General features: G+C 73.2%; 22 protein-coding genes. 11 read left to right on the forward strand and 11 right to left on the reverse strand.

What is annotated here, in order from left to right:
• Positions 1–209 precede the first annotated feature (209 nt).
• The 3 genes from GGQ55_RS21250 to GGQ55_RS21260 all read left to right on the forward strand — a co-directional run bounded on the left by GGQ55_RS21250 (position 210) and on the right by GGQ55_RS21260 (position 2,115).
• A complete protein-coding gene (locus tag GGQ55_RS21250; RefSeq protein ID WP_179720170.1) occupies positions 210–962 on the forward strand; it encodes an HNH endonuclease family protein in 753 nt (250 codons plus the stop codon).
• Between the two features lie 64 nt (positions 963–1,026).
• Complete coding sequence (locus tag GGQ55_RS21255) at positions 1,027–1,494, forward strand: hypothetical protein (protein WP_179720171.1); 468 nt, start codon at positions 1,027–1,029, stop codon at positions 1,492–1,494.
• A gap of 123 nt (positions 1,495–1,617) precedes the next feature.
• Positions 1,618–2,115, forward strand: coding sequence for a hypothetical protein (locus GGQ55_RS21260; protein ID WP_179720173.1), 498 nt, complete (start codon positions 1,618–1,620; stop codon positions 2,113–2,115).
• Here the strand turns inward: GGQ55_RS21260 and GGQ55_RS21265 are convergent.
• Positions 2,106–2,873, reverse strand: coding sequence for a sulfite exporter TauE/SafE family protein (locus GGQ55_RS21265; RefSeq protein ID WP_179720175.1), 768 nt, complete (start codon positions 2,871–2,873; stop codon positions 2,106–2,108). The genes GGQ55_RS21260 and GGQ55_RS21265 overlap by 10 nt on opposite strands.
• A gap of 82 nt (positions 2,874–2,955) precedes the next feature.
• Between GGQ55_RS21265 and GGQ55_RS21270 the strand changes: the two genes are divergently transcribed.
• Complete coding sequence (locus GGQ55_RS21270; RefSeq protein WP_179720177.1) at positions 2,956–3,810, forward strand: arginase family protein; 855 nt, start codon at positions 2,956–2,958, stop codon at positions 3,808–3,810.
• Positions 3,811–3,882: 72 nt separating this feature from the next.
• On the opposite strand, the gene GGQ55_RS21275 is transcribed toward GGQ55_RS21270, so the two are convergent.
• Positions 3,883–5,139 carry an IS110 family RNA-guided transposase gene (locus tag GGQ55_RS21275; protein WP_179720179.1) on the reverse strand — a complete coding sequence of 419 codons (1,257 nt, stop codon included), beginning with the start codon at positions 5,137–5,139 and terminating at the stop codon, positions 3,883–3,885.
• Positions 5,140–5,766: 627 nt separating this feature from the next.
• Positions 5,767–6,126, reverse strand: a complete 360-nt coding sequence (locus GGQ55_RS21280) for an ADP-ribosylation/crystallin J1 (RefSeq protein WP_179720181.1) — start codon at positions 6,124–6,126, stop codon at positions 5,767–5,769.
• A gap of 758 nt (positions 6,127–6,884) precedes the next feature.
• Here GGQ55_RS21280 and GGQ55_RS21285 point away from each other — a divergent pair.
• A complete protein-coding gene (locus tag GGQ55_RS21285) occupies positions 6,885–7,703 on the forward strand; it encodes an SCO6745 family protein (RefSeq protein WP_179720183.1) in 819 nt (272 codons plus the stop codon).
• Positions 7,704–7,731: 28 nt separating this feature from the next.
• On the opposite strand, the gene GGQ55_RS21290 is transcribed toward GGQ55_RS21285, so the two are convergent.
• Positions 7,732–8,469 (reverse strand): ANTAR domain-containing protein, encoded by a 738-nt coding sequence (locus GGQ55_RS21290; RefSeq protein WP_179720185.1) that lies wholly within the window; start codon positions 8,467–8,469, stop codon positions 7,732–7,734.
• Positions 8,470–8,482: 13 nt separating this feature from the next.
• Positions 8,483–11,074 (reverse strand): DEAD/DEAH box helicase, encoded by a 2,592-nt coding sequence (locus tag GGQ55_RS21295; RefSeq protein WP_366489913.1) that lies wholly within the window; start codon positions 11,072–11,074, stop codon positions 8,483–8,485.
• 117 nt (positions 11,075–11,191) lie between these two features.
• Here GGQ55_RS21295 and GGQ55_RS27985 point away from each other — a divergent pair, with 117 nt between their 5' ends.
• Entirely contained in the window at positions 11,192–11,323 is a 132-nt protein-coding gene (locus GGQ55_RS27985; RefSeq protein WP_281371361.1) for a hypothetical protein, read from the forward strand.
• A 134-nt stretch (positions 11,324–11,457) separates the two neighbouring features.
• On the forward strand, positions 11,458–12,315 hold the full coding sequence (locus GGQ55_RS21300; RefSeq protein ID WP_179720187.1) for an SDR family oxidoreductase: 858 nt from the start codon (positions 11,458–11,460) through the stop codon (positions 12,313–12,315).
• Here GGQ55_RS21300 and GGQ55_RS21305 read toward each other — a convergent pair.
• Together GGQ55_RS21305 and mmuM are read right to left on the reverse strand one after the other, a co-directional pair.
• The gene (locus tag GGQ55_RS21305) at positions 12,312–12,872 is read right to left on the reverse strand and encodes a hypothetical protein (RefSeq protein ID WP_179720189.1); all 561 of its coding nucleotides are present in this window, start codon (positions 12,870–12,872) and stop codon (positions 12,312–12,314) included. The two genes, GGQ55_RS21300 and GGQ55_RS21305, sit on opposite strands and share 4 nt — an antisense overlap.
• Positions 12,873–13,108: 236 nt before the next feature.
• Positions 13,109–14,044, reverse strand: a complete 936-nt coding sequence (gene mmuM, locus GGQ55_RS21310; protein WP_366489916.1) for a homocysteine S-methyltransferase — start codon at positions 14,042–14,044, stop codon at positions 13,109–13,111.
• A gap of 38 nt (positions 14,045–14,082) precedes the next feature.
• Between mmuM and yidD the strand changes: the two genes are divergently transcribed.
• The 4 genes from yidD to arfB all read left to right on the forward strand — a co-directional run bounded on the left by yidD (position 14,083) and on the right by arfB (position 17,290).
• Entirely contained in the window at positions 14,083–14,562 is a 480-nt protein-coding gene (gene yidD, locus GGQ55_RS21315) for a membrane protein insertion efficiency factor YidD (protein ID WP_179720193.1), read from the forward strand.
• A 102-nt stretch (positions 14,563–14,664) separates the two neighbouring features.
• The gene (locus GGQ55_RS21320) at positions 14,665–15,609 is read left to right on the forward strand and encodes an MBL fold metallo-hydrolase (protein ID WP_179720195.1); all 945 of its coding nucleotides are present in this window, start codon (positions 14,665–14,667) and stop codon (positions 15,607–15,609) included.
• The gene (locus tag GGQ55_RS21325; protein WP_179720197.1) at positions 15,606–16,838 is read left to right on the forward strand and encodes an alpha/beta hydrolase family protein; all 1,233 of its coding nucleotides are present in this window, start codon (positions 15,606–15,608) and stop codon (positions 16,836–16,838) included. The genes GGQ55_RS21320 and GGQ55_RS21325 overlap by 4 nt, the downstream gene beginning before the upstream one ends.
• 14 nt (positions 16,839–16,852) lie before the next feature.
• Positions 16,853–17,290: an alternative ribosome rescue aminoacyl-tRNA hydrolase ArfB gene (arfB, locus tag GGQ55_RS21330; protein WP_179720198.1), complete on the forward strand. Its 438-nt coding sequence runs from the start codon at positions 16,853–16,855 to the stop codon at positions 17,288–17,290.
• On the opposite strand, the gene GGQ55_RS21335 is transcribed toward arfB, so the two are convergent.
• The 4 genes from GGQ55_RS21335 to GGQ55_RS21350 are packed head-to-tail and all read right to left on the reverse strand — an operon-like array spanning position 17,262 to position 20,285.
• A complete protein-coding gene (locus GGQ55_RS21335; protein ID WP_366489918.1) occupies positions 17,262–17,936 on the reverse strand; it encodes a GNAT family N-acetyltransferase in 675 nt (224 codons plus the stop codon). The genes arfB and GGQ55_RS21335 overlap by 29 nt on opposite strands.
• On the reverse strand, positions 17,933–18,382 hold the full coding sequence (locus GGQ55_RS21340) for a hypothetical protein (RefSeq protein ID WP_179720199.1): 450 nt from the start codon (positions 18,380–18,382) through the stop codon (positions 17,933–17,935). Before GGQ55_RS21340 ends, GGQ55_RS21335 begins: the two co-directional genes overlap by 4 nt.
• A gap of 5 nt (positions 18,383–18,387) precedes the next feature.
• Positions 18,388–18,978 carry an RNA polymerase sigma factor gene (locus tag GGQ55_RS21345; protein ID WP_179720200.1) on the reverse strand — a complete coding sequence of 197 codons (591 nt, stop codon included), beginning with the start codon at positions 18,976–18,978 and terminating at the stop codon, positions 18,388–18,390.
• Positions 18,979–19,031: 53 nt separating this feature from the next.
• Positions 19,032–20,285, reverse strand: a complete 1,254-nt coding sequence (locus GGQ55_RS21350) for a S8 family peptidase (RefSeq protein WP_179720201.1) — start codon at positions 20,283–20,285, stop codon at positions 19,032–19,034.
• Between the last annotated feature and the right edge of the window lie 48 nt (positions 20,286–20,333).

Below are 20,333 nucleotides of genomic sequence, written 5' to 3' on the forward strand. Positions count from 1 at the left end.
GTCGTCGATGCAGGTTCAGCTTCCGGCCGGACCCTTTTCAGAATCCAGGCGTGTTCGGACCGGACGGATCGAACCGGCGACGGTCCGTCATCCACGCAGGCTCCTGAGCGCGCGACACGGGTCCGCCGCTCCCCGGGGGCGTCGGTGCCTGCTTCTAGGGTCGCCGAGGGTCGGCCGATCGGGGCGGCGGGCCCGGGGGAGGGGGAGCGATGAACCGCCGCAGGCGCACCGCGGGCGGGCTGACCGGGCTGGGTGCGCTGGTGGCGGCGCTGGTGATCATCGCCGTCTACCTGAGCGTCGACCGGTCGCAGCCGTCGTCGTCCTCGGGGTCCGGGTACCGTCCGCCGTCCGGACCGGTCGGGGTGGGGCACGTGCCCGCCGGCACGCTGGACCCCACGGCGGCCGCCGCCGCCCTCGCCCAGCTGCCGGTCGCCCCCAAGAGCAGCCTCGCCGGCTACGAGCGCGACTGCGACAACGGCGCCGGCTGCGTCTTCGGCCCGGCCTGGGCCGACGTCGACGGCAACGGCTGCGACCAGCGCAACGACGTCCTGCACCGCGACCTGATCGCCATCGCCGTCCGCGCCGGGACGCACGGCTGCGTGGTCACCTCCGGCACCCTCCACGACCCCTACACCGGGACGACGGTGCACTTCACCAAGGCCGACGCGGGTGAGGTGCCGATCGACCACGTGGTGCCGCTGGCCGCCGCCTGGACCCAGGGCGCGGCCAGGTGGACCGCGCAGAAGCGCGAGCAGTTCGCCAACGACCTGGACAACCTCATCGCCACCGACCGCGAGCAGAACTCGGCGAAGGGCGACTCGACCGCCGAGGAGTGGGTGCCGCCCGACCCGGCGTACGGCTGCTCCTACGCCACCGTCGTCGTCACGGTGAAGCAGGAGTACGGGCTGACGGTGACCGACGCCGAGGCCGGCGCGCTGCGCACGCTGCTGGCCACCTGCTGAAACGCCGGGCCGAGGTCCACGGGTCGTGGGGCTCCTGTGGCTAGCGTGACGGATGAGGTGAGCGATGACTGAATCCGAGGGCCCCGGCACCCCGCCACCGGAAGGGGTGGCCTTCGCGGCGCCGGAGCCGGAACCGGCCCAGCCCACCGCCCCCGTGCCGACCCGGCCGGCGGTCCGGCCGCGGCGCCGCGGCCCGCTGACCCGGATGGGCCCGTGGGCACCGGTCGCCGGCGCGCTGCTCGGCGCGGTGCTCGGGGTGGTCGCGGTGCTGCTGCTCGTCGGCTCCGCGGACGCGTTCGCCCAGCGCCTCGCCCTGGTGCTGCTCGTGGTGGGCATGGGCCTGCTCGGCGCGTCCGGTCCGCTGCTCGCCGACGAGGTCCGGCTGGTGCGGCGCAGCGTCCGCGAGGCCGCCGTCCGCCCGGCATGGGCCGAGACGACCGCCGGGCTGCTCACCGGGCTCACCCCTGCCCGGCTGCTGCTCCTGGTCAGCGGGTTCGTGCTGTTCCTCTCGGCCTACGTGGCGCGCGGCTGATTCCTGGCAGCCGGCTGGGGCCGGCTGCCAACGTCCTGGGAACCGTGCGCGGCGCGGCGTCCGCCGCACGGCCGCCGCGGAGGGTGGCGACCGCACGATCCGCCGCCCCTCAGGAGGAACCTCATGGACGTCAGCTCCGTCAGCGGCAGCGCCGCGATGCGGCCGGCCGGACCGCCGCCCGGTGGTGCTCACGCGAAAACCCTGAAGGCCGTCGCCGAGAAGCTCGGGATGAGCACCGGCGACCTGAGGTCGGCGCTGAAGAGCGGCTCGACCATGGCCGACCTGGCCACGACCGCCGGCGTGAGCCGGGACGACCTGGTGCAGACGATCGCCTCGACGCTGCCGGCCACCGGTCGGGACGGCGCGACAGTCGACACGACGGCGATGGCGACGGACATCGCCGACGGCGTCCGGCCGCAGCGCCCCTCGCAGAGCTCCGAACCCGACCTGGGCAAGGGGCTGGACGCGTTGTCGAGCGCGCTCGGGATCAGCAGCAGCGACCTGCTCGACCGGCTGACCGAGGGCTCGGGGATCACCGACCTGCTGCAGGGCAGTGCGCAGGTGTCCGCCCAGCTCGCCGCCCTGCAGAACAAGGGCGCCCTGGTCGACGGCTACGCGTAGGAGTCGATGCCCAGCTTGACCGCCAGCGCGATCCCGGCGACCGCGATGACCCGGCGCAGCAGCTTCTGCGGCGCCCGCCGGACCACCCGGGGCCCGAGCCGGCCGCCGAGGAACAGCCCGATGGCCAGCGGCACCGCCGCCGACCAGGCGATCGAGGTCAGGACGACGTAGCCGACCGCGGCGGTGGCGTTGGCCGCACCGAGGACGACGTTCTTCAGCGCGTTGGACACCGGCAGCGACTCGCCGGTGGCCAGCAGGTACATCGCCAGCATCATCACGCCGGCGGCCGCGCCGAAGTACCCGCCGTAGATGGCGACGGCGAACGTGCCGACCGGCAGCCACCACGGGTCGCCCTTGGGGTGCGGGTGGGTGATCGCCTCGGCGGCGAGCTCGCCCGGCGGCTTCTGCACGAGCAGGAGGATCGAGGCGCCACCGATCAGCCAGGGCACGATCCGCTCGAAGGCGTCCGAGGGGGTGAGCAGCAGCAGCGCCATGCCCGCGGCCCCGCCCAGGACGGCGCCGACCGCGAGCCGGCGCAGCCGCGCGCCCTGCCGGTGCAGCTCGGGCCGGGAGGCGCTGACCGAGCCGACGCTGTTGAGCACCAGCGCGACGGTGTTGGTGACGTTCGCGGTGACCGGCGGGATCCCCATGGCCAGGAGGGCGGGATAGCTGATCAGCGAGGCCAGCCCCGCGATGCTGCCGGTGAGTCCCGCGCCGATGCCGGCGAGCACGAGCAGGGCGAACTGCAGTGCGTTCACCCGTGCGCGGTCCCGGTCATCGGCGTCGAGGTTGTCACACGTCGCTGAGCGGGCGGCGTGACGGCTGGGCAGACTGCGCGTCGTGTCCTCCGGCGTGCGCCTGCTGGTCGCCCCCTACGACTCGGGCCACCGCGACGTCCGCATGGGCGCCGGTCCGCTCGCGCTGCTGCGGGCCGGTGCCGGGGAGCTCGCGGCCGACGTCCGCGTGCTGGATCCGGCGGGGGAGTGGCGCGCGGAGCTCGCGACGGCCTTCGAGCTGAACCGGCTGGTCGCCGCCGAGGTGGCCGACGCCGTCGCCGAGGGCCAGGTCCCGGTGCTGCTCTCGGGCAACTGCCTGGGCACCGTGGGCGTGCTCGCCGGGTTGGCCGCGGCCGGGCACCGAGTGGGCCTGCTCTGGCTGGACGCGCACGGCGACTTCAACACCCCGGACGAGGACGGCTCGGGGTTCCTCGACGGGCAGGGGCTGGCCATAGCCGTGGGCCGCTGCTGGCGGTCGGTGGCCGGGCGCATCCCCGGCTTCACGCCGCTGCCCGAGCGGGACGTCGTCCTGGTCGGTGCTCGGGACGTGACCGAGGCGCAGGCCGCCGTCCTGCGCTCATCCGGCCTCGCCTGGCTGCCGCCGGCACAGGCGCGCGACCCCGAGCTGCTGGCCGCGACCCTCGCCGACCTGGCCGGGCGGGTCGACGTCCTGCACTTCCACGTCGACCTCGACGTCCACGACCCCTCGATCGCCCCGGCCAACGGCTACGCGGCTCCCGACGGGCTGTCCGCCGAGGAGGTCCGGCGCGTGCTGGGCCTGGCCGCGGCGCAGCTGCCGGTCGTCTCGGCCACGCTCGCCTCCTGGGACCCGTCGTTCGACGTGGGCGACCGAATGCGGGACGTGGCGCTGGACCTGCTCGGCGAGATCACCGCGGCCGCCGTCCCGGTTGCTAGGTAGTCCGACGTGCGCCCGGCGCCGCCACCCGCTGTCTCTGACGGCGGCTAATCCGAAAATCCCGGAACCCCTCGGTCAGGCTGCGGGGTTGAGGGTGACCGAGTAGCCCAGGGCCTGGAGCTCGCGGATGTGGTGGCGGGCCTTGCGCTCGGGGTTGTTGCGGCGGGCCCAGTAGTCCGGCCCGAGGTCGATGAACTGGGCGTCGCTGTCGGAGAGCAACGCCCAGATGATGACCAGGATCGAGCGGCCGATCGCCACGATCGCCCGCTTCTTGCCGCGGCGGCGGGCGATCCGCCGATATCGCTCGCCCAGGAACGTGTCGGTGCGCGCGGCGCTGACCGCGGCCTCGCCGAGCACACGGGCCAGATAGCGGTTGCCCTTGCCGCTGGCCGCCTTGCCGGTGGGGCGGCCGGCCGATTCGTTCACGCCCGGCGCGAACCGCGCCCAGGAGGCCAGGTGCGCCGGGGTCGGGAACCGGGTCATGTCGGTGCCGATCTCGGCCAGGATCATCTGCGCGGCCACCGGCCCGATCCCCGGAATCGCATCCAGCTTGGCCACCGCCGGCGCCAGGTCGCCGATCTGCTCATCGATGCGGGCCTGCACGGTGGCGATGTCGGCCGTGGCCGCATCCACCCGGGCCAGCATCTGGGCCAGCAGAAAGGCGTGGTGCTCGGTGAACCGGCCGGTCAGCGCCTCGGTCAGGCGGCCGGTCTTGGACCGCAGGCTGCCGCGGGCCAGGTCGGCCAGCACCGCCGGATCCCGCTCGCCGGCGATCAGCGCGGCCATGATCGCCCGCCCGGAGGCGCCGAACGGATCGCTGGCCACCACCGAGAGCTTGATCAGGGCGTCCTCGAGCAGCTTGTCCACCCGCTGCTTCTCCGCGGTACGCGCCGCGAGCAGGTCGACCCGGTAGCGGGTCAGGTCCCGCAGCGCCCGGATGTGCGGGGGCGGGACGAAGCTGGGGCGCAGCATCTGCCGCTCGGCGACCTTGCACAGCCACACCGCGTCCAGCCGGTCGGTCTTGGGTCGGCCGGGCAGGTGCTTGACGTCGTGCGCGTTGACCAGCCAGGTCTGGAAGCGGTCCTCCAGCAGATAGAACGGCGCCCGCCAGTAGTCGCTGGTGGCCTCCATGACCACCCGGGTCACGCCCAGCTCGGTCAGCCAATCGCCGAGCTCGAGCAGCGCGGCGGTCATCGTGGAGACGGTGCGGACCTCCTGCATCCGCTGCCGGCCCGCACCGGGCACCCGGGCGCAGCACACCACCTCGGCCTTGGCCACGTCCAACGCGGCGACCCGCTCGATGATCTCGGGCTCGTCGGTGTCGACCCGCATCGCTCTCGCCTCCCGGTTCCGATGGAGGCGGCCACCCGCAGGAGCTGCAAGGGAACGGCGAATCTAATCCTCGTGCTCGAAGCACACGTGACGGCCCTCAGCGCAGCTCCCGGCGCCCGACTTCAGACCGGCCTCGAACGACCAAGCCACCACGACGTCGACGGGCGGCCGCGCACCATTTTCAGCCCGGAACGGCTCTCCCCGACAGGGGACACCCAGGACTTTAGAGACACTCTCCGGGCGGTGATTTCTGCGATCTCGTGGCTATTCAGGCCTCGAAAGCCACGAGATCGCAGAACTCATGGAGCCGTTGGTCATGCGCTCTGAATGGGCCGTTTGGGGACGCAGCGGCTTGCGAAGACTTCCAGCGCGGCGGCTACTTCCGGCGGCGCTTCTGACGGCTCCTGACGAGACCGACAGTCACCCCGATCACGCCGAAGGCAAGGAAAACGTAGCTCAGCCACTCGAAGCCAGGTGGAGCTGGCTGAGGGGCCGCCATCATGGCGTCGAGGGTCAACTGGCCGTCCCCTTCTGCTGTACTACCCGGGCGATTCGATCTTGGAGTGTCCGAGCCCGCACAGCATCTCGAACGATCTCGTCGTGGCTCGCTGTCCCAGAGTGGGCCGCTCAGGGCGCCCCTGAATTGGCCGCGAAGGACTCCACGAGCCGGATCGTGCCCACAATGTGCTCGTTCAGCCGATCCAGGTCCTCGGCTGGAATCCAGTACTCCAGGATGGTTTGGCCTCCGACCTGGTGAACCTCGTAGTCGTCGAGAAACGAGGAGTCGACGTCGAAGGCGGTGACAAAGCCGGCTCCGTCATGGCGGACGTTCCAGTCGCGCGCGATGCGCGTCGCGTAGTCGCGGTTAAGTACCGGATAAAAGATCGGCTGCTCGGGTAGACGCGGCGGCCAACTTCTCCAACCGTTCTGCTCAAGCAACCGGAGCTCAGCCGGGCCTACCGGTCGCCACAACGTGGTCGCCTGCACGGTGACAGGATGTCCGCCGATTGGAGGCAGGGCCTAGAGACCGCGCCGGGAAGTCGCCCTAAATGTGCCGCTTTGGGCGACAGGCAGCTCGGCTGACGGCAACGAACGACCAGCCCGCTACGTGGGCTCCACGTCTGCAACGGGACCGGTAACCAGGTCTGCCCGGACCTTCCAGTCGGCCATCATGACCGTGTGCGCGACTTGATCTGCCCGTTCTGCGGACTGCCGATCGACCCGGCTGGCCCCGGCGTTGCCTCACATCATCCCGGGTATGACGCCGAGCGCGGCTGGGTTTCCAGATGGGTTCCGTTCATCGGCGATCTACGAAGTTCGCCGACGCGGCTCGTTCACCCGAGATGCTTCGCCGACAGGGAGGGCGACGAAGCCTTGGCGGCTCTACTGCATGTCCCGACCCAGAAAGATCGCTGACTGGACTGATCCCCGACCATGCCACTGCGGTCTCATGGCTGGCTGATGATCCGGACCAGCGTGACGTCTCTAAGTGGGCCGCTCAAGGACATTTGTTTCGGGGCCGAGGCGCGTTCCCGCGGGAACGTCCTCAAGCCGCGAACCTTGGCCACGTTCCCGCGGGAACGTCTCCGGCGGCTACGCCAGGGACGCCAGTCGATCGGGTGGGGCAGTTGTGGAAGTCCGCCGATGAGCAGCCGGACGGCGCTGTGCGATGAGTTCGGCGGCGCGTGGTCGTCCAAGTGTTCGTGACTCTTCAGGACCAGGCGCCACGTCGGGAAGCGTCGTCGATGCGTTCGACCGCTCGGCGGATGTTCGAACTCGTCGAGCCGATCGGTGCCGTCCCGTACTCGACCCACGAACCCAACGAGGCGATGTTCGCCCTGGGATTCACGAACTACTGGGACACCTACTTCGCCGGGCGCGCGGCGCCCCTCGGCCTCGCGACGGCAGAGGTGGTGGACGCGCTCTTCTACAACTTCGCTCCCGGCGAGGTGGCCCGGCACATCCCGAAGGTGTGGCGCACGACCACGCCCGAGGCAGCGATCGCTGCTCGTCGCCTGGGTTGCGGGAACGCGCTCCGGCGGATCCTCGGCGAGCGGGTCGACTCGCCCGCTCTCGCCCGCACCGCCGACCTCTTGCTGAAGGCGGCGAGCGGCGCCCCGCCCGACGGGCGACCGATGTACGCCGCGCTCCGCGCCCTCCCCGCGCCCGACGACGTGGTCGGCCGGCTCTTCCATGCGGCCTCCCTGCTGCGCGAGCACCGCGGCGACGGGCACATCGTCGCCCTGAGGACCGAAGGCGTCGGCGGACTCGAGGCGCACGTGCTTCTGGCCCTGGACATGGGCATGCCGGCGGAGAGGTTCGGACGCATCCACCACCTCCCCGCGGCTCAGCTCGCCGAGGTGATCGGCGGAATGCGCCGCCGTGGCCTGATCGGGGACGACGGCTGGCTCAGCGATGCGGGCCGTGCCGTCAAGCAGCGGGTCGAGGCGCTCACGGACGACCTCGCGGCGCAGCCCTACGAGTGCCTCCAGCCGTCCGAGCTCGACGAGCTCATGGTCGGTCTCGAGCCGCTCGCCGCGCTGGTCCTCGCCGCACCGGACTAGGCCCGGACGTCCAGATCTCGGGCCGCCGTCAGGGCGCACCCTCCAGTGCCCGGGCGTCGAGCCGCCCGTCGACCAGGTCGGCCGCGACGTCGTCGACGACGCGGCCGGTGGCGAACGCGTGCGCCTTGAGCACCTGCAGCGCGTCGCCCGGTTCGAGATCCCGCTGCAGCGCGACCATGCCCATCGCCTGCCAGACCCGGGTGCGGCGCTGGGCGTCCGGTCCGCTCCACCACCCGTCCGCCTGCTGCCCGTCGTCCGGGCCGAGCAGTCCCTCGGCCAGTCGGATGGTCAGCCGGACCAGGACCGCCTCCACCTCGTCGCGGTCGAGCCGGGCCAGCTCCGCGGGGTCGCGGACGTAGACGTCGAGGACGATCAGCGGGCCCAGCGGCGGCAGCAGGGGCAGCGACAGCACGGCGCGGTAGGGCGTCTCCGTCGTCAGCGACGCGTGCAGCTCGGCCCAGTTGCGCCGGATGTCCTCCTCGTCGAAGACGATCGCCACGCCGTCGTCCGCCGCCCGCAGGCACGGACCAGCGCCGAAGGTGAACTGCAGCTGCTCGGCGTGGGCCGTGATCGGGTCGCTCGCGCCGATCGGGGCGCGCATGCCCGCGTCGGCGTGCACGGTCAGGCCGGCGCCGTCCACCGGCAGCGCCGCCGCCACCGCGTGCGCCAGCCGGGCGGGCAGCAGCTCCGGCGCGGCGAGCTCCGCCGGGGGCGGCTGCTGGGCTGCCTGCTCGAAGCGGCCGGCGGCGGACTCGGGTGCGCTCACGCCGCGCACCCTCTCATTCGTCCTTGCGGCCCGCCTCCACGAGGCGGAGGACGGCATGGCCTTCCTCGTCGGAGGCGTCCAGGTCGACCTCGGCGTCCAGACCCCAGTCGTGGTCGCCGGCCGGGTCGTCGAGGATCTGCCGCACCCGCCACAGCCGTGGGTCGCTCTTGTCCCAGATGAGCAGCGCCGGGCCGCGGGCGTCGGCGCCGGTGGGCAGCTCGCCGTGCTCGGCGAAGTACGCCTGCACGACCTCGCCCCAGCGGTCGGCGTCCCAGCCGGCGGCGCCGTCGAGCTCGCCGAGGTCGTACCAGCGCCGCCGCGCCCACAGCTGCACCCGGTTGAACAGGGCGTTGCGGACCATCGCGGTGAACGCCCGCTCGTTGCCGGTGAGCGGTCGCGGCCGCGCCGGCACCGCGGCCTCGGCGACGGCGTCCTCGTCCGGATTGGTCAGCGACTCCCACTCGTCGAGCAGTGACGAGTCGACCTGGCGCACGAGCTCGCCGAGCCACTCGACGAGGTCGACGACCTCGTCGGTTCGGGCGGCGGCCGGGACGCCGGAGCGCAGGGCCTTGAACGCGTCGGAGAGGTAGCGCAGCACCGCGCCCTCGGAGCGCGTCAGCCCGTAGGTCGAGACGAACTCTCGGAACGTCATCGCCCGCTCCCACATCTCGCGGACGACCGACTTCGGCGACAGGTGCGCATCGCGCGCCCACGGGTTGGACCGGGCATAGACCTCGAAGGCGTGGTCGAGCAGCTCGGCCAGCGGCTGCGGGTAGGAGATCTCCTCGAGCAGCTCCATGCGCTCCTCGTACTCGATGCCCTCCGCCTTCATCTGGGCGACCGCCTCGGCCTTGGCCTTGGACAGCTGCGCGCCGAGGATCTGCCGCGGGTCGTCCAGCGTCGCCTCGATGACGCTGACCACGTCGAGCGGGAAGGTGTCCGACGCGGGGTCGAGCAGCTCGATGGCGGCCAGCGCGAACGTCGACAGCTCCTGGTTGAGCGCGAAGTCCGGCGGCAGGTCGACGGTGAGCCGGTAGCGCCGTCCGTCCGGCTCGGGCTCGTCGAGCCGGACCAGGATGCCGGCCTGCAGCAGCGACCGGGCGATGGCGACCGCCTCACGGACGAGCCGCAGCTGCCGCTGGCGCGGCTCGTGGTTGTCGGTGAGCAGGTGCCGCATCGCCGCGACCGGGTCGCCGGGGCGGGCGACCACGTTGAGGATCATCCCGGTGGTGACGACGAAGTGGCTGGTCAGCCGCTCGGGCTCGGCGTCGACGAGCCGGTCCATCGTCGCCTTCGACCACGGCACCATGCCCTCGGGCACCTTCTTGCGCACCAGCTTGCGGCGCTTCTTCGGGTCGTCGGCGACCTTCGCGAACTGCTTGAGGTTCTCCACCTCGTGGTCGGGCGCCTGGACGACGACGGTGCCCGCGGTGTCGTAGCCGGCCCGTCCCGCCCGCCCGGCGATCTGGTGGAACTCGCGCGCGTTGAGCAGCCGGGTCTTCGAGCCGTCGTACTTGGAGAGCGCGGAGAAGACGACGGTGCGGATCGGCACGTTGATGCCGACCCCGAGCGTGTCGGTGCCGCAGATGACCTTGAGCAGCCCGGCCTGGGCCAGCTGCTCGACCAGCCGCCGGTACTTGGGCAGCATCCCGGCGTGGTGCACGCCGATGCCGTGCCGCACCAGCCGGGAAAGCGTCGTGCCGAACGCGGAGGAGAAGCGGAAGCCACCGATCATGTCAGCGATCGCGGCCTTCTCCTCCTTGGTGCACACGTTGACGCTCATCAGCGCCTGCGCCCGCTCCAGCGCCGAGGCCTGGGTGAAGTGGACGACGTAGATCGGCGCCTGCCTGGTCGACAGCAGCTCGTCGATCGTCTCGTGCATCGGCGTCGTCGCGTAGTAGTGGTGCAGCGGCACCGGCCGCTCGGCGTGCGCCACCAGCGCGGTCGGCCGGCCGGTGCGGCGGGTGAGGTCGGCGCGCAGGTCGGTGGTGTCGCCGAGCGTGGCCGACATGAGCAGGAACTGCGCGGTCGGCAGCTCGACGATCGGCACCTGCCAGGCCCAGCCGCGGTCGGGGTCGCCGTAGAAGTGGAACTCGTCCATGACGACGAGGCCGATGTCGGCGCCGGTGCCCTCGCGCAGCGCGATGTTGGCGAGCACCTCCGCGGTGCAGGCGATGATCGGGGCGTCGTGGTTGACCGCGGCGTCGCCGGTGAGCATGCCGACGTTCTGCGCGCCGAAGACGCCGCAGAGGGCGAAGAACTTCTCGCTGACCAGCGCCTTGATCGGCGCGGTGTAGAAGCTGCGCTTGCCGGCCGCGAGCGCGGCGAACTGCGCACCGGTGGCGACCAGCGACTTGCCCGAGCCGGTCGGGGTCGCCAGGACGACGTTCGCGCCGCTGACCAGCTCGATCAGCGCTTCCTCCTGCGCCGGGTAGAGCGTCGTGCCCGCCGCGTCGGCCCATTCGGCGAACCGCGCGAACAGGGCGTCGGGATCGTCGCCGAGTGCGCGCAGCGCGGTCAGGTCAGCCGGGTCGTCGAGCAGGGGAGGGGCGATCGTGGACGTCATCGTGAGGAACAGCGTGCCGGACGGGCTTTCGCTTCCCACGTCCCCATGCCGGGTGAACAGCCGATCACGATCCGGTAACGACCCCTCAGGCCAGGCGTGAGATGGACCGATGGTGGAGAGAAGGTGAACAGCAGGTGAACGGAAGGAGGCGCATCGGTGCGCAACAAGGAGTGTCCGGAGTGCCGCTGGGTGTCCGTCGTCGACGCGTCGGGCCGGCGTTCGCTGGAGATGCGCTGGAACCTGCCGATCGCTGCGCCGGCTGAGGAGTCCGTGCGCCGCGCGGCCTGAGCGAGCATCGCCTCTTCTGGGGTCGAACTCGCGCTTCAGGGGTCCTGCAGGACCCGGGGAGCGCGGATTCGACCCCAGAAGCATGTTCGGGGCGCCTCGGTTCCGGTGGGCGGCGGACGGGTAGTCGCGGGCGCATGTCGTCCCCGCGCCCCGAGTCCCAGCCCGCCCAGCAGCAGACCCCGCCCGGCACGCTCGGCGAGATGACGCCGCGGCCCGACCACGGCGAGGAGAGCTACCGGGGCTCGGGCAAGCTGACCGGCAAGGCGGCGGTGATCACCGGCGCGGACAGCGGCATCGGCCGGGCGGTCGCGATCGCCTTCGCCCGTGAGGGCGCCGACGTCCTCATCTCCTACCTCGACGAGCACGAGGACGCGAAGGACACCGCCCGCTACGTCGAGGAGGCGGGCCGGAAGTGCGTGCTCGTCGCCGGTGACCTTTCCGACCGCGCGCACGCGAAGACGATCATCCCCACGGCGGTCGAGGCGTTCGGCAAGGTCGACGTCCTGGTCAACAACGCCGCGTTCCAGATGAGCCACGAGTCGCTCGAGGAGGTCTCCGACGACGAGTGGGACCACACCGTCGCCCTGAACCTGACGGCGATGTTCACCCTGTGCAGAGCCGCGATCCCGCACATGCCGCCGGGCGGCTCGATCATCAACTCCTCGTCGGTGAACTCCGACATGCCGAGTCCGCAGCTGGCCCCGTACGCCATGACCAAGGCCGGGATCGCCAACTTCACCGCCAGCCTCGCGCAGCTCTACGGCGAGAAGGGGATCCGCGCCAACAGCGTGGCGCCGGGGCCGATCTGGACCCCGCTGATCCCGTCGACGATGCCCGAGGAGAAGGTCGAGACGTTCGGCAGCGACACCCCGCTGGGCCGCGCCGGGCAACCCGCCGAGCTGGCGCCGGTGTACGTCCTGCTGGCCAGCGACGAGGGCAGCTACATCTCCGGTGCGCGGGTCGCCGTCACCGGCGGCCGCCCGATCCTCTAGCGGCGCTCGGCGGCGACGAACGCGACCGCGAGCGCGAACGGCGCCGCGCCCGCGAGCAGGACCATCGAGACGACGTCGGCCGTCGCCAGCGCGACGCCCGCGGGCGAGGCGTACAGCGCCCACCCGACGGCGAACAACGGGAGGGTGACCGCGCCGGTCCCGAGCGCCGCCCGGATCCGGGCACCGCGCCCGTCGCGGCGGGCGAGCACGCCGGCGAGGACCGCGGGGACGAACGGCACCAGCCACCGGGCCAGCAGCACGGTCGGCTGCAGGTGCGCCCCGGCGTCGGCGGCCAGCGACAGGGCCGCGGTGATGGACACGACGGCGGCACCCGCCGTCAGCACCCACCAGAGCTGGGCTGCTGTGGGGGAGCGGAACGTCTCCGCCGGCCGGGTCGCCTTGCCGGCGGCCCAGAGGCACGCCCCGGCGCACACCAGCAGGAAGCAGACCAGCGACTGCGGGACGTGCGACACCGATCCCGCCGTCCGCAGCGGCAGCTGCCAGCGCTGACCGGCCAGCATCGCGAGGACGACGGCGAGCGCGGCGGTCGTGGCCACGAGTGGCACCCACCGGGACTCAGGCGCGAGCACCGGTTCCGGCTCCTCGACCACGACCTGCAGGTGTGGCGTTCCCCCATGCGTCACGGGCCGAGGGTCACACGCTGTAGTCGCCCTGGCGACCCCGTCGAGCGCGGTTCACCGCACCGGGCGACACGCCCTTCACCCACAGTGAGGAACCCTGCGGTTTCGCGTGCTTAACCGGGCGCGGTTAAGCGCGCGAAACCACCTCGGGGTCAGCGGGGGAGGGCGGCGGCGATCTCGCGGATCTGGTCGGGGCCGATCCGGCAGCAGCCGCCGACCAGCCGCGCCCCGGCGGCCACCCAGCGGGGCACGTCGGCGGTGGCGCGCAGCGGCTCGCCGGTCCACCGCCGTCCGGCCGCGTCCCAGCCCTCGCCGCTGTTCGGGTAGACGACGACCGGCTTGCCGGACGCCGCGGCCGCCTCGACCGCAGCGAGCACGCCCGACGGGTAGGTGCAGTTGACGCCGACGGCGAGCACCTCGTCGACACCGGCGGCCATCGCGAAGACGTCGGCGGCCGGCTCCCCGCGGCGGGTGCGGACGACGCCCTCGTCGTCCACGACCGTGGTCAGCGACAGCCAGATCGGCACGCCCAGCGACTGCGCCTCGGCGACCAGCGCCTCCGCCTCGGCCGCCGCGGGCACGGTCTCGCACGCCAGGACGTCGGCGCCGGCCTCGGCGAGCACCTGCATGCGGCGGCGGTGGAAGCGGCGCAGCTCGTCGACGGAGAGCCCCCCGCCGGCGTGCCCGGTCCACGCCGGGTCGGTGTACGCGCCGGTGTACTCCGACCCGTCGGCGAGCAGCGCGCCGAACGGCCCGACCGAGCCCGCGACCCAGGCGTCCGGCGCGCCGCGGCGGGCCAGCTCGACCGACCAGCGCAGCAGCCGCTCCGTCGTCCGGGCGTCGATGCCGGCGCGGGCGAACCCCTCGAACGTCGCCTGGTAGCTCGCCGTCGTCACCACCTGGGCACCGGCCCCGGCATAGGCGGCGTGCACCGCGGCGATCGCCGTGGGGTCGTCGCGCAGCAGCCGCGCCGACCACAGCTCGGTCGTCAGGTCATGCCCGCGGCGCTCCAGCTCGGTGGCCATCCCGCCGTCGAGCACGACCGGACCGGCGGCCAGCCTCTCGGCCAGCGGGGTGCGCGCTCCCACGGCGAGCATCATCCGCGTTCGTCGCGGAGGATCGGAACATGGTCTTCGTCTGGGGCTGGGGCCCGCGCCGCCGCCGCCCGCGGTACGGGCGCCCGTACGGTCCGCCGCCCGGCTACGGGTACGGCCGGCCCCCCGGCTACTACCGGCGCGGCGGTGGCGGCGGGTCGTGCCTGCGCGACCTGCTGTTCCTCGAGACCGGCTGCTGCCTGGCCGAGCTGCTCGGCTGCGGCGCCGACGCCTTCCTGGTCGCCCCGGCCACGCTGCGCCGGGTCGCGCGCGACGGCTCCGGCGGCGGGAGCGTCGCCGACCGGATGGTGGCCGCGATCGGCGTCTACCAGCGCGAGATCAGCCCCCACCGGCCGGCGTGCTGCCGGTTCGCGCCGACCTGCTCTGCCTACGGCGTCGAGGCGATCCGCACCCACGGCGCGCTGCGCGGCGGCTGGCTGACGCTGCGCCGGCTGGTCCGCTGCCGGCCCGGCGCGGTCGGGGGTCCGGACCCGGTGCCGACGGCGGCGTAGCGGCATCGACGCGGTGGATGACCGGGCATCACCACCTGCGGCTTCCCACCGCCCGGGAGGCCCCCATAGCCTCCGGAACGACGACGTCCGCAGAGGAGAACGATGAGCACAGCTGCCCCCGGCACGGTCCTGCGCGGCGGGACGCCGTCGATCGAGGAGGTCGGCGACGGGCTGTTCGCCTACGTGCAGCCCGACGGCAGCTGGATGGTGAACAACACCGGGTTCGTCGTCGGCCCGGACGGCGTCACCAGCATCGACACGTGCTCGACCGAGCTGCGCACCCGCACCTACCTGGAGAGCCTGGCCCGGGTGACCAGCGCGCCGGTGCGCACGCTGCTCAACACCCACTCGCACCCCGACCACACGACCGGCAACGGCCTCCTGCCCGAGGCGACGATCGTGGCCCACGAGCTGGCCCGGACCGAGATGATCGCGCTGGGGCAGGTGCACCCGCCGGGCATCTGGGCGGACTTCGACTCCGGGAACGCGCCGTTCGCGCCGCCGTTCCTCACCTTCCGCGACGAGCTCACCCTGTGGGCCGGTGATCGGCGCTGCGAGGTCCGCCACGTCGGCGGACCGGCGCACACGAACGGCGACGTCGTCGTCTGGATCCCGGACCAGTCGGTGCTCTACGCCGGTGACCTGCTGTTCAACGGCGGCACGCCGTTCCTCATGGGCGGCTCGGTCGCCGGCTCGGTGCAGGTGCTGGAGGACGTCGTCCGCCCGCTGGGAGCGCGCACGATCGTCCCGGGCCACGGCCCGGTCTGCGGCCCGGAGGTGATCGACGACGTCCTCGAGTACCTGCGATTCGTGCTCGACGTCGCCGGCCGGGCCCGCGACGCGGGGCTCTCGCCGCTGGACGCCGCCCGCGAGACCGACCTCGGCCGGTTCGCCGAGTGGACCGACCGCGAGCGGATCGTCGGCAACCTGCACCGGGCGATGGCCGAGCTCGACGGCACGCCGCCGGGCGGCCCCCTGGACTTCGTGCAGGTGCTGCGCGACATGGTCACCTACAACGGCGGCCGGCCGCTCACGTGCCTGGCGTGAGCGGTCCGCGTCGCTGGCGCGAGCAGCGCTGGCTGGTCGACGAGACCATCCGCACGCAGACGATCGAGTTCGACCAGCCTCGGCTGATCTACCACCTGGCTCCGGTCGCCGACGACCTGTCCGGCGCGGACATGGCGGTGATCCGAGGCGGGGTGAAGAAGGTCGCCGACCACGTCCCCGTCGTCCGGTCGGTCGCCGAGCGCCGGGAGCGCCGGGCACGGGAGGCCGAGGACGGCGGTCACCCGCTGAGCGCGGGGGCCCACTGGTACGCCGCCGCGCAGTTGTGGGCGATGGCGTGCTGGCCCGTGTGGGAGGACGACCACCTCGCGCACGAGCTCGACGGGAAGAAGAACGCCGCCTACCAGGCGTGGGCCGCGACCGCTCGGCACCGGGTGGAACGGGTCGACGTCCCGTTCGGCGACCGCACGTTGCCCGCCTGGTTCCATCTGCCGCCCGGCGGGGCCGGCCCGTTCCCGACCGTCCTGGCGATCGGCGGCATGGACGCGCCGCGGGAGGTCCTCGTCTCCCGGGTCGGCGATCCGTGGCTCGAACGGGGATTCGCCGTCCTGGCGGTCGACGGCCCCGGTCAGGGAGAGGCGGCCGTCAACGGCGTGCACGTGTCCGACACCGCGTTCGTCGAGGCCGGCGACGCGCTCGTGGCATGGCTGCGGGCACGACCGGAGGTGGACGACGACCGGCTGGTCTGCACCGGCACCAGCTTCGGCTCGTTCTGGATGACGCAGATCGCCGCCACCCAGCCGGTCTTCAAGGGCTGCGCGGTCGCGCTGCCGGTGTTCGAGCCGGGCGCGCGGACGATCTTCGAGTCGGCGGCGCCCACGTTCAAGGCGCGGCACATGTGGATGGCCGGCCTCTGGGACGACGAAGAGGCGTTCGACCGCATGGTCGCCCGCTACGACCTGCGCCCCCTGCTCGACGGCATGAGCGTGCCGTGGCAGGTGGTCGGCGGCGCGGCCGACGAGCTGTCGCCGTCGTCCTGGGTGGGGGAGATGGCCCGGCGCTGCCCGGCGCCCTCGTCGCTGACCAGCTATGCCGGCGGCCGGCACTCCATGACCGAGACCCCGGCCGCCGCCCTCGGGCCGTCGTGGCGCGGGCTGACCGTCGACTGGCTGCACGACCGGGTGCTGGGCCGGCCGGCGGCCGACGAGAACCGGCTGGTGACCCCCGCGGGGCAGGTCGTCGACCTGCCCCACCCGCGCGAGCGCCGCTGAGCCAGACTGTCGCGGTGCCCGCCTCGGACGACGCCACCGGCGATCTGCCGGTCACCGACACCGTCGTCGTCCCGGCCGGAGCCCTGGACTGGCGGTTCTCCCGCTCGTCCGGGCCCGGCGGCCAGGGGGTCAACACCGCCGACTCGCGGGTGGAGCTCTCGGTCTCGATCGACGCGCTCGGCCTGTCCGACGCCCAGCGGCAGCGGCTGACCGAGCGGCTGGGCAACCGGCTGGTGGACGGCGTGCTGACCATCGCCGCCAGCGAGCACCGCCAGCAGCTGCGCAACCGGCAGGCCGCCCGTGACCGGCTGGCCGCGGTGCTCCGCACCGCCCTGGCCCCGCCCCCGCCGGCGCGCCGCCGCACGAAGCCCACCCGCGGCAGTCAGGAACGGCGGATCCAGGCCAAGAAGCAGCGCGGCGAACTCAAGCGCTCCCGGCGCCGCTGGGACTGACGCGCACGAGCACCCACAGCGGGAGCTCGTCGTCCGCCGTCCTGATCGAGGCCGCCACCTCGAAGCCGAACGGGCGCAGGAAGGCCGCCTGCGCCCAGGCGAACACCGCGGTGGCGGCCGGCAGACCGCTCGCGTCGACCTCAGCCAGCCCGGCCTCCAGCAGCGCGGTCGCCGCGCCCCGGCGTCGGGCGGTCGGGCGGGTGCCCAGGTGCGCCAGCCACCAGTGCGGCCCGGCCGGGCGCTGCGCCGCGACCAGCTCGGCGGTGCGCCGCACGGCCGAGGCCCGGTCGGCGGACAGGAACGGCAGCTCCCGGTCCAGCGCGGCACGGACGTCGCCCGGCAGCGGTCGCGTGCCCGGTGCGCCCGGCGGCGGCTCCCAGGCGGCGACGGCGGTGACGTCGTCGGTGACCCAGGCGGTGCCGGTCGCGACGGCGCGGTGCCCGGCGGACAGCTCGTGCAGACGGGTCAGCCGCTGCATCCGGCCGTCGTCGGGCAGCGCCCAGCGCACCCAGCGCGAGTCGCCCAGCGCCAGGGTCAGCGTCGCGGCGATCCGCGGGATGTCGCGCTGCTCGGCGAGCCGGACCCGGGGCAGCGGCGGCGGGGGAGGGTCCTCGATCCGGCGGACGGTGGGACGCCGATCGGTCACCCGGAGATCCAGTCGGTGACCGCTCGCAGGCCGTCGGCGCCGAGGAACAGCAGCCGGAACTCGCCGCGCGGCGGCGGCGTCACCGTGAACCAGCCGACCTCGTCGACCTCGACCCGCCGCGGCCGGTCGCCCTGGGTCTGCACGTCGATCTCGCCCGGCTGCGGCGGCACCACCTGACCGGACAGCTGCCGGCTGGACAGCTCCACGTGCAGGGTCAGGGTGCCGAGCGTGAAGTCCAGCTCCCGGGCGCCGGTCGAGGTCGAGCGGACGCCGGCCAGCAGCTTGTCGCCCTGCTCGAGGGCGGCCAGCTCGGCCTCCAGCGAGTACAGCGAGAACAGCCCCTTGCCCATCGCGGTCACCCGCGGTGGGACGGCGTCCTCCTCCTGCAGCGCCTCGCCGAGCGCCGACAGCAGCTCGTCGTCGTCCGGCTCCCACCGTTCGGACATGTCGCTCACCGCCGTCCCCGGTCGAAGTCCAGCTCCATGAAGTCGGCCACCGGCGTGCTGCGCCGCAGCTTGTCCAGACAGCGGGCCCGCGTGGGCCCGAGCCCGCCCACCGGGGTGTCGAGCCGCTCGCCGATCTCGACGTAGGACAGCGGCGGGTCGTGCAGCAGCAGCCGGAGCAGCTCCTGGCAGCGCGGCGTCAGCGAGGCGAATCCCGCGCGGATGGCCGCGTTGCGCTCCGCCGTCTCGACCAGGTGCTCGGCCGTGGCGTCGCCGGGCTCGCTGGGGACGTCGCCGTCGATCGCCGTCTCGCGCTCCCGGCGCCGCTTGCCGACGTCGAGCACCCGCAGGCACTCGCGCTCCGTCGTCCGGGCCAGCCAGCCGGGCAGCGCCGCCGGCTCGTTGATCTGCCCGAGCCGCTCGAGCAGCTTGAGCCAGACGCTCTGCGAGACGTCGTCGGCGTCGGCGTCGGAGAGGCGGAAGCGCCGGCACACCGACCACAGCAGCGGCGCCAGCCGCTCCACCAGCTCGTCCCAGGCCAGCTGCTCGCCGAAGCGCGCGCTCAGGAAGAGGTCACCGATCGGCACGTCCTCAGGCATGGCCCCTCCTTCACCGTCGAACGGCTCGGCGGACGGGCCGTGGACCCCCGCCGTCACGGTCGGGGCAGATCTTGCCGGACCGCCTGCACCGCCTCCGGAGGGGTCTTACCCCCGGCGATCTGCGCAGCCACCAGACCGGTGACGTGCGCGGAGGCGAAGGAGGTACCCGACCAGTTGGCGTAGCCGCCGAAGGACACGGTCTCGTACTCCACCGGCTTCGTCTTCTCGATCGGCACCTGCACGCGCTGGTCGCCGGTCTCGTCGAGGTACGTGCTGACGACCTCCACGCCCGGGGCGAAGACGTCGATCCACGGTGCCGGCTTCGTCTCGTCCTTGCCGTCGATCGGGTTGAAGGACGCGGGCACGCCCTGCGCGTCGACCGCGCCCACGGCGAGCACGCCGTCGAGGGCGGCCGGGAACAGCGGCGCGGCGCGGCGGGGCATGCCCTGGTCCTCGCGGTCCTTGTCCTCGAGCTCGTTCGTGCCGTGGTTGCCCGCGGCGGCGACGACGGCCATGGTCGGGGTGAGCTGGGCGATCGCCCGCTCGAGCACCATCGGGGCCTGCCCGTCGGCGGTGGAGCAGCCGAGGGACAGGTTGAGCACCTGGACGCCGGAGTCGCGGTAGTCGGCGAGCCGTTGCGCCAGGGTCCACAGGGGCATGGTCCAGCCCGCGTCGGGAGTCGTCCCGGGGGCCAGGGCGGTGCGGACGTCGAGGTCGGCGGTGGGCGCGAGGCTCAGCACGATGCCGGCGATGAACGTCGCGTGCCCCTCCCACCACTGCCGCTCCTGGTCGGGCTGCACGTGGGTCAGCGCGTCGGGGTCGGTGTAGTACCGGCCCCCGAGCCGGGTGTGCGGGTCGAGCCGGGTGTCCAGGATCCCGACGCGCACCCGGCGCCCGCTGCGGGGCTGGGCCGTGTACGCGCGGGGGATCTCGCCCTCCTCCGGCCTCGTGGGCCGGGTGAACCCCCCGGCGTTGGTGTACGGCTTGAACTGGACGCCGGTGAGGATGCGGTTCTTGCCCAGCGTCGGCGACCACCCGGCGTAGCGGTACTGGGTGATGGCACGCAGGTTGCCCAGCACGCTGTCGAGCGGGCCGTGCACGTGCTCGGGTTCGCGGTCGGGGACCTCTTCCTTGCGGGCCTGCTCCAGGCGTGCGGCGAGGTCGTGCACGTCGGCCAGCTGGACCAGGGTGAGGCCGAGCCGGGGGTCGGTGCTCTCCGGTGTCGCCCCGTTGCCCAGCAGGTCGAGCACCATCCGGAGGTGCTCGTCGGCCACCACGATGTGCTCGTCGTACGCGTCTTTGCCCATGGTCTCTCCCGTGTCGCGGAATCGTGCGTCTCGATATGCAGAGGGCGC

Origin of the sequence: Petropleomorpha daqingensis (genome assembly GCF_013408985.1) — a bacterium.
Lineage (GTDB): Bacteria > Actinomycetota > Actinomycetes > Mycobacteriales > Geodermatophilaceae > Petropleomorpha > Petropleomorpha daqingensis.